At 59.7% G+C, this 14,640-nt stretch carries 13 protein-coding genes and 2 pseudogenes; 4 read left to right on the forward strand and 11 right to left on the reverse strand.

Annotated features, from left to right (window positions below; translation table 11 throughout):
- The first annotated feature begins 99 nt into the window (after positions 1 to 99).
- The gene (locus FEV16_RS15220) at positions 100 to 1,206 is read left to right on the forward strand and encodes a tyrosine-type recombinase/integrase (RefSeq protein ID WP_138168463.1); all 1,107 of its coding nucleotides are present in this window, start codon (positions 100 to 102) and stop codon (positions 1,204 to 1,206) included.
- Positions 1,207 to 1,209: 3 nt separating this feature from the next.
- Here the strand turns inward: FEV16_RS15220 and FEV16_RS17085 are convergent.
- The 9 genes and pseudogenes from FEV16_RS17085 to FEV16_RS15265 form a co-directional block, all read right to left on the reverse strand.
- Positions 1,210 to 1,401: pseudogene (locus tag FEV16_RS17085) on the reverse strand (DUF5615 family PIN-like protein); the annotation flags it as partial.
- Between the two features lie 136 nt (positions 1,402 to 1,537).
- Positions 1,538 to 1,762, reverse strand: coding sequence for a DUF433 domain-containing protein (locus FEV16_RS15230; RefSeq protein ID WP_138168464.1), 225 nt, complete (start codon positions 1,760 to 1,762; stop codon positions 1,538 to 1,540).
- Positions 1,763 to 1,931: 169 nt separating this feature from the next.
- Positions 1,932 to 2,351, reverse strand: a complete 420-nt coding sequence (locus FEV16_RS15235) for a type II toxin-antitoxin system MqsA family antitoxin (protein WP_246657367.1) — start codon at positions 2,349 to 2,351, stop codon at positions 1,932 to 1,934.
- A gap of 3 nt (positions 2,352 to 2,354) precedes the next feature.
- Positions 2,355 to 2,678 carry a type II toxin-antitoxin system MqsR family toxin gene (locus FEV16_RS15240; RefSeq protein WP_348639991.1) on the reverse strand — a complete coding sequence of 108 codons (324 nt, stop codon included), beginning with the start codon at positions 2,676 to 2,678 and terminating at the stop codon, positions 2,355 to 2,357.
- Between the two features lie 36 nt (positions 2,679 to 2,714).
- Complete coding sequence (gene repC / locus FEV16_RS15245) at positions 2,715 to 4,085, reverse strand: plasmid replication protein RepC (protein WP_138168465.1); 1,371 nt, start codon at positions 4,083 to 4,085, stop codon at positions 2,715 to 2,717.
- A gap of 188 nt (positions 4,086 to 4,273) precedes the next feature.
- The gene (gene repB, locus FEV16_RS15250; protein WP_348639992.1) at positions 4,274 to 5,272 is read right to left on the reverse strand and encodes a plasmid partitioning protein RepB; all 999 of its coding nucleotides are present in this window, start codon (positions 5,270 to 5,272) and stop codon (positions 4,274 to 4,276) included.
- Complete coding sequence (gene repA, locus FEV16_RS15255) at positions 5,254 to 6,450, reverse strand: plasmid partitioning protein RepA (RefSeq protein ID WP_138168509.1); 1,197 nt, start codon at positions 6,448 to 6,450, stop codon at positions 5,254 to 5,256. The genes repB and repA overlap by 19 nt, the downstream gene beginning before the upstream one ends.
- A gap of 177 nt (positions 6,451 to 6,627) precedes the next feature.
- Positions 6,628 to 7,563, reverse strand: coding sequence for a DUF2493 domain-containing protein (locus tag FEV16_RS15260; protein WP_138168467.1), 936 nt, complete (start codon positions 7,561 to 7,563; stop codon positions 6,628 to 6,630).
- Positions 7,564 to 7,945: 382 nt separating this feature from the next.
- Entirely contained in the window at positions 7,946 to 9,124 is a 1,179-nt protein-coding gene (locus tag FEV16_RS15265; protein WP_138168510.1) for a Fic family protein, read from the reverse strand.
- A 151-nt stretch (positions 9,125 to 9,275) separates the two neighbouring features.
- On the opposite strand from FEV16_RS15265, the pseudogene FEV16_RS17530 reads away from it, so the two are divergent.
- From FEV16_RS17530 to FEV16_RS15285, 3 genes and pseudogenes are all read left to right on the forward strand, one after another.
- Positions 9,276 to 10,295 (forward strand): annotated as a pseudogene (locus tag FEV16_RS17530) (DUF6880 family protein).
- A gap of 194 nt (positions 10,296 to 10,489) precedes the next feature.
- A complete protein-coding gene (locus tag FEV16_RS15280) occupies positions 10,490 to 11,692 on the forward strand; it encodes an NAD-dependent formate dehydrogenase (protein WP_138168470.1) in 1,203 nt (400 codons plus the stop codon).
- A gap of 223 nt (positions 11,693 to 11,915) precedes the next feature.
- Positions 11,916 to 12,248, forward strand: coding sequence for a hypothetical protein (locus tag FEV16_RS15285; protein ID WP_138168471.1), 333 nt, complete (start codon positions 11,916 to 11,918; stop codon positions 12,246 to 12,248).
- A gap of 398 nt (positions 12,249 to 12,646) precedes the next feature.
- On the opposite strand, the gene FEV16_RS15290 is transcribed toward FEV16_RS15285, so the two are convergent.
- On the reverse strand, positions 12,647 to 13,273 hold the full coding sequence (locus tag FEV16_RS15290; protein WP_138168472.1) for an SPOR domain-containing protein: 627 nt from the start codon (positions 13,271 to 13,273) through the stop codon (positions 12,647 to 12,649).
- A 264-nt stretch (positions 13,274 to 13,537) separates the two neighbouring features.
- Positions 13,538 to 14,635 (reverse strand): toprim domain-containing protein, encoded by a 1,098-nt coding sequence (locus FEV16_RS15295; RefSeq protein WP_246657368.1) that lies wholly within the window; start codon positions 14,633 to 14,635, stop codon positions 13,538 to 13,540.
- Positions 14,636 to 14,640 lie beyond the last annotated feature (5 nt).

The following is a 14,640-nucleotide window of genomic DNA, read 5'->3' on the forward strand; positions in this document are numbered from 1 at the left end:
AAAGTGACCGAAAACACCCTCCGCCAGCCTGCCGAGGCGTCGGATTTTTCACGCCCGAAACGACGCCAGACCTCAAACAGGACGCCAAACGACACCGCGATGGCCAAAATCGACGACGAACTGGAAGACGGCGGCGCGTCGCTGATTGAGCGAGCCTCAGCGCCCCATCTCGCCGCGCTTTCGGAAAAGGCGCGCGATTACGCCCGCAACGCCCGCTCAGACAACACAAAGCGCGCCTATGACGCCGATTGGCGGCAGTTTGCCGCCTGGCTGCGCCGGCAGGGGCTCGATCCCCTGCCCCCGGCTCCGCAGACCGTCGGCCTTTACCTCGCCGCGTGTGTGGACGGCGAGCGCGGTCTTGCGCCGGTTTCGGTCGCTACTTTGGAGCGGCGGCTCGCCGGCATTTGTTGGCATTACCGGCAGCGCGGCGAGCCGCTCGACACGTCCGACCGGCATATCGCGACGGTGCTCGCCGGCATTCGCCGCCGCCATGGCCGGCCACCGGCGCAGAAGGAGGCGATCTTCGCCGATGAGCTCCTCGCCATGTTGGCGACGCTCGATATGGATCTGCGCGGGCTGCGCGACCGCGCCATTCTGGCGATCGGCTTCGCCGGCGGTCTGCGCCGCTCGGAGATCGTCGGGCTCGATTGCGGCCCCGATCAGACCGACGACGGAACCGGCTGGGTCGAGATTTACCCTCCGGCCGCCGATGTTTCGAGCAGCGGCAAAAGCACTGGCGCGGATATATCCAGCGCCAGCAACAATGACGGCGGCGTGGTGCTACAGATTTTGGGCAAGACCGGCTGGCGCGAGGTTGAAATCGGCCGCGGCTCCCGCCCCGAAACCTGCCCCGTCGCTCTGCTCGAGACCTGGATGCGGCTCGGCCGCATCCATCAGGGGCCTCTATTCCGGCCGATTGCGCGCAAGAATGGCGGCGTTTCCGCCGAGCGGCTGACCGATAAACATGTCGCGCGTTTGGTGCAGAAAACCGCCCTCGCCGCCGGCATTCGCGGCGATCTGACCGAAGGCGAACGACATCTGGCCTTCTCTGGCCATTCGCTGCGCGCCGGCCTCGCCTCCTCGGCGCAGATCGAGGAGGCGCATGTGCAAAAACACCTCGGCCACGCCAGCCCCGAAATGACCCGGCGCTACCAGAGGAAACGCGACCGTTTCAGGGTCAATCTGACCAAGGCGGCAGGCCTTTAGGAGCTAGCTCGTCTCGATCAAGGCTTCGCCGCGTTCCAAGGCCTCGATCATTCGTGGCAGCACAGCTTCAAACCAAACCAGCAATTCGCGCCGCCGCGTGTTGGGCCGTCTGATCCAAACAATTTGTGGTCCGGCGTTCGTCATCACCTTGCGTTGCGCGAAGTCCTCGTCCTTGGAGACGATCACCGCTCCAACGCTGACCGCATAGGCCTAAATCGCTTGGTCTTGGGCGTCGCCCAGGCCGACGTCGAAGACATGTCCGGCCTCATGTCCAGCCGCGACAAGCCATCGGGCGAGCGCGGCGGCAATTGCGCATCGACAAGAAATCGCATTATGCGACATGCAAGATCGGATGGTCGCTCTGACGCGCGGCGAATTCCAGGACAGCGGCGATGTCCGCCGCTTCTAGCAGCGGAGAGTCCGCGAGAATCTCGTCGTGCGAGGCGCCCGCCGCCAGTAGGTCGAGCACGTCCTTGACGCGGATGCGCAAGCCTCGAATGCAGGGGCACCCGCCGCACTGCTGCGGGTCGACCGCGATGCGATGAAGTTCACTCACGCCTGCGCCCCTTGTTGCGCCGCTTGGCGCTCTAACGCTATTTGCCTCGAATATAGCCGAAATTCCGCGGTTTGCGATTGGATCGCAATCAACCATAGGCGGCGGCGGTCAGCGCCTGCGGGGCGATGTTGCCCGCCCGGATTAGGCCGCCGGGATTTAATCCCCTCGCCTATCGCAGCTCTGCGACCAGCTCCGGATGTCGATCGAGGAGCGCCATCAACTGAATCGTGGGTCCGCTCGGCTCCACCAACCCGCGTTCATATTTGTCAAAGGCGCTTTCCCCGACTTTGAACAGGGTCCCCGCCTCCCGCTGCGACAACCGCAGCTTGGCGCGCAGACGCCGGATGGTCGCCGGCGAGGGAACGCCGTCCACCTTCTCCTTGAGAGCACGCAAGGCCTCGTCCACGACGGCCATGTCCTCGCCGACGTGAACGCCGTCGCCTTCACCCTTGGGATAATAGCCCGGCAGATCGACGCTGACGCTTTCGCCCTTATAGGCCACCCTGAATGACCGAACGCCGCGTGTCAGCGTCTCTCCCGTTTCGGGAGATATCATCGTTTCGGGAAGCGGCTCTTCTTTCCTCGCCATGGCTCATTTTTCCTTGAATGAGACGACCGTGAACTCGGTCAGCACATCCGCCTGAAATTTCACGTAAAGTAGCAGTCCACGCATCGGCACGTGATAGACGTCCTGCCAGAGCCGATGATCCGCGTAGGTTGTCATCGACTTGACGAACATGCGCCGTTCGACGCTGTGGATCGTCTCGATGATCCCGCCACGATCGAAACCGAGCGCAGCGGCGTCGCGCAGCGCCGACGTTGTAATGGCGAGCCTATCGACTGATCCGATCGCCAACTTGATGGCTTCGAGATCATAGGTCGGTCGCCGCTTCTCCATCAGCTCAAATGCCACCATTAAGGTGGCGTTTCAAGGCCCATGGCTAGCGCAAAATCACCCTGCGCTCTTCCGCTCGCGCACCGCTTTCGCCGCCTTTCCGCGCAACAGCGCCATCAGCACCGGCCCAAGCGAGAATTCGCCTGCCTTCGCTTTCGCCGTCAGCACCCGCAAATAGCCGCCGGCGGATTTGATTTCCTCGCCCCGCTGCAGGATCGCAGCGATAACGATCGAGGCGTCATGTTCGCCCAGAACGTCGAGCGCCTGTTTCCAAGCGTCAGGCGAGACGCCAAGCGCCGAGCGCACAATCGCAGCTGCATCAATGAGATCGCGCCAGCAGGAAATCTCGCCCCTCTTGCCGTAATCGGTAATGTCGGGACAGGCTTGCAGCACCATGCCGAGCGGATAGGTTAGCGGCGGTGACGTTTTCCGTTCGCCGATTCCAGAATTGGGGGCCTCAGTTCCGAGAGCCCCTCCCCTGTCAGCACTCGCCTCTTCCGGCATTGGCCCGGACGTTTCGGCCCTGCCTTTTTGGAGGCTAGGTTCAAGATCAGAAATGTTTGTGATTTGATTCTGTATATGGCGCTCAGTTTGAGACTCATTGGCGCTACTTTTTTGGCCTTTTACGTGTGTTTCCAGCAGTTTCTCGATCTCGGTCGCGAAAGCCGCCAATTCGCCTGCCAAAGCGTCGAGGTCGACCCTCCCAAGGCTGCGCGCATAGCGCCCTGCGAGAGCCTGGCAGCGCCCGTAGAGGCCTTCCCAGTCGCGAATCTCCTGCCCGTCGATCGAGAACGGCGCGAAGCGAACGCCCTCCTCCATGCCGGTCTCGATCATCTTGACAATGTCGCGCCGCACGATGGTGATCTTCTCGCGCAATAGTGCGATGGCGCGGGCCTCGGCGCGGACTTCCTCGGCGAGATTTTCGATCTCGGCCGCGCGCGCGATTAAAGGCGTCAGATCGAAGCCGAAGGCTTCCGCAATCTCGCCGCCCTGCCCTCTCCTGGCGAAGCGTTTGCCGTTCGGCGAGTCGCGCCGGATGATCAGCCCCGCCTCGACGAGCGAAGCGAGATGACGGCGCAACGTCGCCGGCGCCATGCCATGAGCGCGGATCAAGAGTTCCCTATTCGACGGAAAAACCACGATCCCGGGAGCCGGTGAATCGCCCTGCCCCTCCCCGGCTTCGATCTCTGGAAGCGTTAGCGCCGTTTCCTGATGGAAACTAAGCAAGGCATGCAAGACCGACAGCGCCCGGTCGGTGACGCCGAGCGGCCCTTTGGCTTCCGTGAGCGCGCGAAACAGCCGCCATTTATGGACGACGGTCTCGGACGCGTCGGGTCTTGCCGCGAAATCTCTCGTCGCCGCCTGCGCCGCCACCATGGCGAGCGACAACGGCCGCCGCCCAAAGGGCGTCGTTGGATATGAGCGCATGGTCCTTTGCCTCGTTCAGGCAAAAGAAATCTGCTCGCCGAAACGGCGCCGACTCTTGACAGCGATTCGCGGAAGTGTGATTCTCTCAGTTGCTACACATCGAGAAGGGCTTCCGGACGGAAACGTTTCGGGGGCCTTTTTCTTTCGCTAGTTCCTTCTCTTTCCAGTTTTTCCTACGCAACGATCCGCTACGCACTACGTGTGCGGAATTCTTCATAAAGGTCGCTTAGACGCTCGACGACAAACGCACCAAAATCAGGTTCAACTTTCTCGTCGAAGCGCAATACGGTCGCCTTGGGATCGCGGCTAATTCGCGCCAGAGCCGCACCATCCGGCCGCTTCCAAACCTCATCGCGCACGATCTTTGACGCCTTTTCCATAGCCGCCGCAAACGCCTTCAGAAATCGGGCGTCGGTGTCCGCCGGCAAATTTGTGTCGGAAAGGACATTCTCGACTCGAACAAGCGTCTTCCGCGCACGCAAAAGCTCGGCGAACTGCAACCAACGCCGCCGGCCCGCCTTCGGCGCCGGCCCGATCGCGCGAACTATTGACTCAGGCAGCGCACGCGCGACCGTGATCAACTTCGAAAGCTCAGTTTTATCAGTCGAGAGCGCGGCCATAATGACGCTGCGGTCATGCCCGCTGTCTTCAAGGGATTTTGCGAAAATGGCCCGCTCGATGAAGGATAGATCTCGCCTCGCGGAATTTTCGATGCCTTGAGCAACGATCAGCTGTCGATCATCGAGATTGCGCACGACAGCTTTGATCTTGATCCCGAGGTCTTGCGCTGCCTTTAAACGCCGATGCCCGTATGCAGCTTGATAGGCACCGCTGCGGATTGGGTGCGGCCTCACAAGAATCGGCACTTCTTGGCCGTGAGAGCGCAGCGACTCCTTGAGCGTCTGAAATTCTGGATCGTCAGTACCCGAAAATCTGTCTCTAATGAAAGAAACGTCGACGCATTCGGGATCCAGTTCGATCACCGCCGCGCCAGTCGCGAGCGCCTCTTGAAGAGTGCGAGACTCTTCGGCCATACGATCCAGCGTTAGGCTCATTGTCCTCACCGGCCCTGCGAGAACCCTGTCTTTGCTTTGCGCGCTAGGGCGATCAGATGAGTTGGCCGCGGCCAACTTGCCCTCGAGTAGCGAGGTCAAAATGTTTCGTCGGGTCATGGAACCCGTCCCCATGTTCGAAGAATCAGCCCGAGAATTTCGCTATTGACCGCTTCCAAAGACTCGATCGCGCGGTCATAGGTCGCGCGCCCTATCGCCCCGCGTTCGAGCTCGTATAGCGATTGCTTGGTGAGACCCGCGTCGGCAATGGCTGTCGACTTCCAGGCCGAAGCCGCGAGAACCTCTTCACCAAAAAGGTTACGGAGAAGAGCGACAACCTGCGACTGCGGCCCATCATGCGGCTCGTGTCGTGTGACCACATAGCGAATAAAGTCGTGACGTAGGTCGCCGCCGGCTTTTCGCACAACCGTCATTAAGTCGGAGGCCATCAGCAGGAATTGCGACATGGACGCCACGTCCACCATCTGCGGATGAATCGTGATCAGAAGCGCCGTTGCCGCGCAGAGCGCACCAAGCGTCAAATAGCCCAGCTGAGGCGGGCAATCGACCACAACGATATCGTAATCCGCTTCAATCTCAGCGAGCGCGTTGCCTACCCTTTCGAAGAACATGCCGCCTGGCAGTCGCGAACTAAGAGCCAGCGCTCGCGGCGTTTCATGTTCGAACTCCATGAGCTCAAGATTGCCAGGAATTAGATCCAGTCCGTCAAAATAGGTCTTGCGAATGCAGTCCCGGACGGGACGACGGTCGTTTTCATACCGAATCGCCCCAAAAATCGTGTCGCCTTCCTTGAGGTCGAATTCCGGCTGCAAGCCAAGCATAGCCGACAGGGATGCCTGAGGGTCGAGATCGACCGCAAGCACTCGAAATCCCGACATCGCTAAATATTGGGCAAGATACAGACACGTCGTCGTTTTTGCTGAGCCACCCTTAAAATTGACGCAGGCTATGGTCTGCATTTTTTCGCCAGCGCGACGGTGGGGCAAAACGGACAGCGCTTCGCGTGGCTTCACCATCGCAATGTGCCTGCGCAGCTCATTAATTTGTGCGAGTGTATAGGATCGTCTCCCAGAGGCGCTTATTTCAGGCGCAGGCCCAATCCCGTCGAGAGAGAGCTGCCGGAGATATCCGTCCGATACATGCAAGAGTTTGGCGGCTTCCCCCGATGAAAAGGAGCGGAGTGATTTGTGACTGTCCGGAGGGAAAAGTCGGGAGCCGAGCGCCTGAAGCTGTTCGGACAACAGGCGAGCGTGCGCGGAAATTCGCGCATCTGATGTTGCCGTCGCCTCAATTGTCTGCGCGCCCACGATTTAATCCCGCGATACGATTTCAAGCACAAAATCGCTCTTCTTCCGTATCAGGAACACGATTCGGCATCTTGAGCAATGATTTTTGAGTAAACGAAGAGTTAACGGCGTGCTGTATGAGCCCCCGCGAATTAAGTTGGCCGCGGCCAACCAGCCCCGCGATTACGCGCTGCCCTTATCGAATCGCCACGCCGGAATTCCCATCTTGCGGGCCTTGTCGCCGAGATTCTCGATGATGCCGGAACCGGGGAACACGATCACGCCGATCGGCAATGTCTCAAGCATCACATCATTGCGCTTGAAGGGCGCGGCGTTCTTGTGACGGCTCCAGTCCGGTTTGAACGCGACCTGAGGAACCTTGCGATTGTCCGCCCAGCAGGAGGCGATCCGTTCGGCACCCTTGGAGCCGCCGCCATGGAGAAGGACCATGTCGGGATGCTTCGCATGAACCTTGTCGAGAGCTTCCCATATCCGCCGATGATCGTTGCAGTCGGCTCCGCCGGCAAAAGCGATCCGTGGACCGCGCGGCAAGAGCACTTGCATCTCCGCCACTTTCTTTGCGTTGAGGAAATCCCGACTATCGATCATCGCAGCTGTCAGCGCACGGTGATTGACCTTTGAGCCTGAGCGCGGACGCCAAGCGGAACCTGTCTCGCTCGCATAGAGTTCAGCGAGATGGTCCCGGAAGAATTCAAAGGCGTTGCGGCGCTCGTTGAGCGTCAGCCCTTGCGCAATCAATCGCTCCAGTTCGACCGAGCGGACCTCCGAGCCGTCCTGTTCCGCCTGCGAGCGACGCTGCGCGGTTTCATTGTCGTCGAGCTCGCGATCGAGGCGCTCCGCCTTGCGATGGAAGAGGTTGACGAAGGACCAAAGCAGATCAGGCAGGTCGGCTTCAAGCCGCGTGTTGAGAAAGAGGCTTGAAAGCGATTCGACCGCAGATGCGAGCGCTATTGACGCAATGTCGGAGGAGGGCAGGGGACGCGGGTCAGGCTCTTCGTCAAAGGCCCGATAGCCGTGAAGCGCGAGTTCGTCGAGAAGATGCGAAGAGGGCGATGCATGAGGTGCGTCGTAGGGCAGGGGAATAATGTCAATATCCATGGCAATTGCTCTTTCGCTTGTGCCGCGGCGATCGCGGTCTGACAGCGATCTCGAGCCACGGGCGGATCGCGCCGCACCCGAAGGGCTGAAGCGCAGCGGAGGACGCTTCCCGACGACTTCTTTGGACCGCGCGAGGAATGCCCGGCGCTTGAGCGTCGGGCAGGGGGAAGAAGTCGGCGGGAAGCGTTGCGGCGAGCGAGCCGCTTGTGGCGTCATCGCTGCTCTCTCAGGCCGGCGCGCGGCCCTCTTGAAAGAGCGCGTGTCTGAGCGCGAAAGAAGCCTCGCTTCCCCAAGCGGTCGAATGGATAGGTCGATGCCATATCTCGATTACACGCGGCCGGCGCAACTCACGTAACGATTCATGCCGGGCACACGGACTGGCTCAGCCCTGCAGCGGCGCCGTTCCTTCGTTGAGGATGTCGAGGTAAGCGCGGTAGCTGAAAACGCGCCCCCGGCGACGCCCCGTTATCTCGCTGACGACGCCAAGACGCTCGAGATCGGCCAGTGCGGCGTTGACGGTGGGCGCTGTTAGACCGGCACTAAGGACAAGGTCGTTTGCTGTGGCAAAAGGATGCTGCTGGAGCAGGTCGTGAATGCGCAGCGCGGACCCGGCCCGTTCGCTCTCCGTCGCAATGCGCGCCCGATCCTTCGCGAATAGATCGGCGATTCGCACCGCCGCATCGAAGGCCTGATTCGCCGTCTCCGCGACGCCGTCGAGGAAGAATTCGAGCCACGCCTCCCAAGCGCCGTTCTCGCGGACTTCCTGTAGCAAGCGATAATAGTCGGTGCGGCGCGTTTTCAGATAGAGGCTGAGATAGAGAAGGGGGTTGTGCAGCACGCCATTGGCGCAAAGAAAGAGCGTCACCAGAAGGCGTCCGACACGACCATTGCCGTCGAGAAAAGGATGGATGGTCTCGAACTGGACGTGGAGCAGGCCGGCCTTGATCAGCGGCGGCAGTCGCGACTCCGTCTCGTGGAAGAACCGCTCGAACGCGTCGAGGCAGGCGTCGAGCTCGCTAACAGGCGGCGGCACGAACAGCGCGTTACCAGGCCTCGTCCCGCCAATCCAATTTTGCGAACGACGAAATTCCCCAGGGTCTTTCGTCTCGCCGCGCCCGCTCTGCAGGAGACGCGCATGCAGGTCGCGAATGAGCCGTAGCGACAGCGGGAACTCTTTGAGGCGATCCAGACCGAACATCATCGCATCGACATAATTCGAGACTTCGCGAATGTCGTCGATCGGCTGGCCAGAGTGAGCCCCGGTCTCAAAGCGCAGAAGGTCCGCGAGCGTCGACTGGGTTCCCTCGATTTGCGATGAAAGCACCGCCTCCTTGCGAACATACATGTAGAGAAAGAGCTCCTGCCGCGGCAGAAGCACGGCGGCGCCGTCAAGACGACCGAGCGCCCGCTCGGCCGCGCTCAAGCGATCCAGTAGCGGGAGCAGGTTAATCTCAGGCTTTGGCGGCAAAGGCGGGGGAACGAAGGCGCGCACCAATTCTCCGCCGGCAGGCGTTTCCACGAAGCGGCAGAGTCGGGAGTTTTCTGGGGTGAGGGCGCTCATCATCGAAGCATGCCCCAAGCTTCTTATTTAAGCAATCATACCCCCACTTAAATAACGCGGCGCCTAAATTAAGGTGGCTTAATTACGGGGAATTCGAACCGTCCTTTCCGGCCCCCAACGCCGAGAATCCCCCGGATATAAGATTGGCGCGATGCCTCCGAAAAAGACTCTCACTACGAAGAACCTCGAAGCGCTCGGCGCCGAGCGGGTGGCCGATCTCCTGATCGAGATCGGCGACACGAATGTGGCGGTCAAACGCCGTTTGCGGCTTGAACTCGCCGGCGCGCAAAGTCCCGCCGAGGTCGCGCGCGAAATCCCCAAGCGCTTGAACGCAATCGCCCGCTCCCGGAGCTTCGTCGACTGGCAGAACCGGCGCGGTCTCGTCGATGATCTCCAGACACAGCGGCGCGCCATCGTCGATCATGTCGGCAAAACCGATCCGAAAGAAGCGCTCGATCTGATGTGGAGTTTCATGGCGCTGGCTTCTTTGGTTTTCACGCGGTGCGATGACAGCAGCTGAACGGTGATCGGAATCTTTCACGAAGGCGTGAGCGATCTCGGGCGGCTGGCCGAAGCCGCCAAAGGCGACGCGAAAAACTTGGCCGATCGAGCGTTTCAGGCCTTGCTCGACAATGAATATGGAGAGTTCGACGATCTTGTCACCGCTCTTAGCCCAGCGCTCGGCGACGCGGGTCTCGAACATTTGAGGCAACGCTTCGTCGCTCTGTCCAAGGAGCCCGTTAAAAAGCTCGTGGAGCACGAGCGACGAAAAATCGGCTGGTCGACGGGCGGAGCTATTTACGAAGACGATATCGCTAATCGTCACCGCGCCCACGTCATCGAAATGGCGCTCAGGGACATTGCCGATGCGCAGGGCGACGTCGATGCCTTCATCGCGCAATATGATCGCGACACACCAAAGGTTCCACGCATCGCTGATCGGCTTCTTGCGGCTGGCCGAGCTGCGGAAGCTTTACAGGCGATCGACGCCGCGGAACACAAGCGTTCTGACTGGCCGGAATTCGAACGCGAGGACACGCGCATCGTCGCGTTCGACGCGCTCGGACGCAGCGACGACGCGCAGGCAGCGCGCTGGTCCGTCTTCGAACGATTTCTGTCGGCGGACCTTTTGCTGGCGCAGCAATGTCTTCCCGAATGGCTAAGCATATGAGGGCGCTATCTAATAACGTCAGTATGGCCGAGCGGCGAGTATGTTGCGAGCCGGGGCTTCGCATTCCATCACGAGCGGCGCTTATCACCGGATCCGACAAACCAAAGGCGAAGGTCCCTGCCTCTGTGAAGAGGCGTCTGGCGTTCCGAACGCTTCCGCCAATAGAGGTTGCGTTCGAAGTAAAGGAAACGAACATGGCCAAGATCATATGCGTGCTGTACGACGATCCGGTCGACGGTTATCCGAAAACCTATGCGCGCAACGACGTGACCCAACCCGAGCGCTATCCTGACGGACAAACGCTGCCTTCTCCAAAAGCGATAGATTTCAAGCCGGGCACGCTCCTCGGCAGCGTCTCCGGCGAACTAGGATTGCGTAAATTCCTAGAGTCGAACGGTCATCAACTGGTCGCAACGTCTAGCAAGGACGGTAAGGACAACGTGCTCGACCGAGAGCTTCATGATGCCGACATCGTCATCTCGCAGCCGTTTTGGCCGGCTTATATGACGCGCGAGCGAATCGCGAAGGCGCCCAAGCTCAAACTCATCGTGACCGCCGGCATTGGGTCCGACCACACCGACCTGCAAGCGGCGATCGATCGCAACATCACTGTCGCCGAGGTCACCTACTGCAATAGCATCAGCGTATCGGAGCATGTGGTCATGATGATCCTTGCGCTGGTGCGCAATTACATCCCTTCATACCAATGGGTCGTGAAAGGCGGCTGGAATATTGCCGATTGCGTTACGCGTTCTTATGATCTGGAAGCCATGCAGGTCGGCACCGTCGCAGCCGGCCGCATCGGATCGGCCGTACTGCGGCGGCTGAAGCCCTTCGATGTCGGCCTTCACTATTTCGAGCGCCATCGTCTTCCAGAGTCGGTCGAACGGGAACTGAACGTGACGTACCACCCGAGCGTGGAAAGCATGGTCGCGGTTTGCGACGTCGTCACCATTAATTGCCCGCTGCACCCCGAGACCGAACATCTGTTCAATGACGCATTGATCGCGAGAATGAAACGCGGCTCGTACATCGTCAATACAGCGCGGGGAAAAATCTGCGATCGCGACGCCATCGTGCGTGCGCTCGAAAGCGGACAATTGGCCGGATATGCGGGCGATGTCTGGTTTCCTCAACCAGCGCCGGTCGACCATCCGTGGAGAACGATGCCGCACCATGGTATGACGCCGCATATCGCTGGCACCAGCCTGACGGCGCAGACACGTTATGCAGCTGGCGTGCGCGAGATTCTCGAATGCTGGTTCGACAATCGCCCGATCCGCGATGAATACCTCATCGTCGCCGCAGGCAAGCTCGCCGGCGCCGGCGCACATTCTTACAGCGCGGGCGATGCAACCGGCGGATCGGAAGAAGCCGCCCGATTCAAAAGAAACTGACATCACACAGAAATGTTTCGAGGGACTGGCGCTTTCATTCGGCAGCGGCTCCGATAGCGGACCAGAAACTCGGAACGACTAAGGATGATGATCGCGTTCGTCAAAGGCCCGCCGCGGGTCACGAGCGCGGCGCAAAGTTCCTTGTAGCAGTGTTTCAACACCCTAAAGTAACTTCGGCCGTTGCTCCTAAAAATTAGGGAGCAGAAAATTCAGGGAGGGTGGCATGTATCCTAAGCCAGCCCAAATATGTGCCTTCGTTTTCATGTCAAGCGCAATATCCCTATCCGCGTGCGGCAGTGGAGAAAAAGATGAAGCGCTTGGCCGTTTAATTGCGGATTGCCAGATGTCGGCTCACTATGCGATGGCAGATTCGCCTTTAACGGACGAAAAGAAGCACGTTGCAATTGGAGACTACGTTGAACGATGCTTGAGAGAAGGCGGACTGCAACCACAGCCGGATGAGTCTTGCGTTGAAACTCCTCAATCAGCTGAGGACGGCAAGAGTTTTGTCAAGCCTCTCAAGAAATGCTGGAAATACAGCAAATCCTCTAACTGAAACCGTCTTGCTCCAATTGTCATCGAGCAGGAGTGATTACGAATAGCTGGGATGGCGCGACTGAGAATATCTCAGCTCGTGTCGTCTCTCGCCGCCGAAGCCCAAAGTCAATCCTGTCGCCTTTGCGAAGGGCATACATGCGCCAGAAGCAGACATGCGTGCGGGAGCGCGCTTGAATTTTGCAGCAGACATGCGTGCGGGAGCACGCTTGAATTTTGCAAAAGGGTTTCCGATTGCGTCGAAAGGTCACCAGCGGATCAGCGCACGCCCAACTGTGTTCAATACACGGTCGTTTTATGGACACTCAAAAAGCTCTGACATCTCAACACGGCAGCGCAAGCGCCGCGGGCGCGGACGGCTCAGGCGTCGCAGATGATTTTTACCGATCTTCGGACCCGTCAATTGTCGGTGACGAAGCAATTGCCACTCGCCGACTTAACCCTTTTGCAGATGGCCGCGGCGGCCTCCTTGCTCATGCCGCCGACATTTACATAATAAACGAACTTGTCGCCATGCTTCACGTAACGGTAGCCCAGCCGGCGGCCGCCGATCTGCGAGCCGTATTTGCTCGCCACTTTTCTCATTAACTCGCGCGCTTCGGCCTTGGACTTGGCCACCCCCAATTGGACGGCAAATAACCTGCCCAGAACTTTGCTGGGGGCCGGGGCCGGCGCGTTATTTTGCGCAACCCGAGCCTCACCCGCCGCGGCCATTGCGGGCTTGGTAGCATGCGCGGTCGTCTTGGCTCCTGCGCTCTCGGGCGTGCCGCCGACCATCTTGTCTTGTTCGCGTGAGAGCTTTGCCTTCGGCGGTACGATCGCCGGGGCTTCCGCCGGTTTGTCTGCCGAGGCGATGGTCGCGATTTCCTGAGGCGCTATGCGACCGCTGTAGCTGTGCGCGAGTGTCCAAACCAGACCATCCCCTGCCAAGGCCCCTACGATGGCGAAAGCCAGTATGCCGGCAGTGACGCGGGGCAAATGGGCGTTCGGATCGTGCTCGACAGTTCCTCGTCGCTCTACTCGCATTTTCAGACTGCTGCGTTACTGCGATCACGATTATATATGGCGTCGATGTTTCGAAAGCGACGCTCAGCACTTGCATAAATCAGTGGCAGAGTACCGCTCGAGAAGTCGTCCAACACACGTTCGTTTGTTGGACACTGGTTTAAGGCGAGCCCGTGCCGTCTCGCCACCGTAGTTTCGAAGTTATGTTCGCACACAGAGCGTGGGTTGAGGTTAGCGGCCCATGAATGACCGCTTCGGGTCATTCAGAGCCCTTAGAAGGGTGGATCATGAATGTCCGAGATCGGTCAAACCAAGACATTCTTGGACTATCCGCCAAACTGCTGGCATTCGAGTAAATGACACGTTTGGGAACAAATGCCTCATGCGATTTCGGGAGCCTAGCTGGCTCCGAAGAGGTCCCGGCGTAAAGTGCTGCAGATCGCTGTTGAAATCTTTGCCTTGCGACACAATCGTTTCAACATAAGCGCCCTCAGCCTTAGCGCGTTCCGCGAGTTTGCGCGCAGCGTTTCGTCCGGCGCGATCATTGTCCGCGGCAATGACGAGTCGCCGTAATCCGGTCGGAATATCCCACGCCGCGAGATGCGCCGCCGAAAGCGCCGCGACCATTGGCAGATGTGGCGCGATGTTTTTGAGTGAAAGAACGGTTTCAATGCCTTCGCCGGCGACAGCAAAATCGTCGATGGCGCCGAAGCGCACGCCATGCCCGAGAATAGCGCCGAGCGAACGACGCGGCGAAGCGACATTCGCCTTGGCGTTACGCACCGGATCAAGAAACGTCCGATGAATTCCCATGATCTCGCCGTCATGATTGGTGACGGCGGCGACAAGCACCGGGAATTTTCGTGGCGGCGAGTCTGGATATTCGCGATAGAGTAGCGCCGGGTGATAGCGCAGCGGCGCGTCATGGAGATCGGCGGTGATTTTTTGCGCGCGCAGATACGCCTCAGCCTTTGTTCCGACGATCGGCCGCGATGCCGCCCAGATCTTGCGAGCGAGCGCGATCGTGTCGGGTTCGCCCGAGTATCTGCTTTGTAGCTCAGGAAGCGTCTCGCGCGGCGTTCGCAAAAACCGCCGCGCCTCATCGAGCGTATGCGTGAACGAATGGCCACCCTTCCGCGCCGCGATCAGATCGAGAAGGTCACCATGTTCACCGCTTGCGGCGTCGGTCCATTTCCCGCGCGCGCCTTTGCTAGAGAGCGGACCCTTGAGGCGAAGGAACAGGCTGCGGCCCGCATGATTGTTAACGTCGCCGACGATCCAGTAATTGCCAGATCGTCGGCCATTGGAGAGATAGTGCTTGCACACAGCCTCGACATTTTCGGCAAGTCCGCGTGACAATTCCCGCGCCCGGCTTTCCATCATCGCCT

This window comes from Methylocystis sp. B8 (assembly GCF_005771425.1).
Classification (GTDB): domain Bacteria; phylum Pseudomonadota; class Alphaproteobacteria; order Rhizobiales; family Beijerinckiaceae; genus Methylocystis.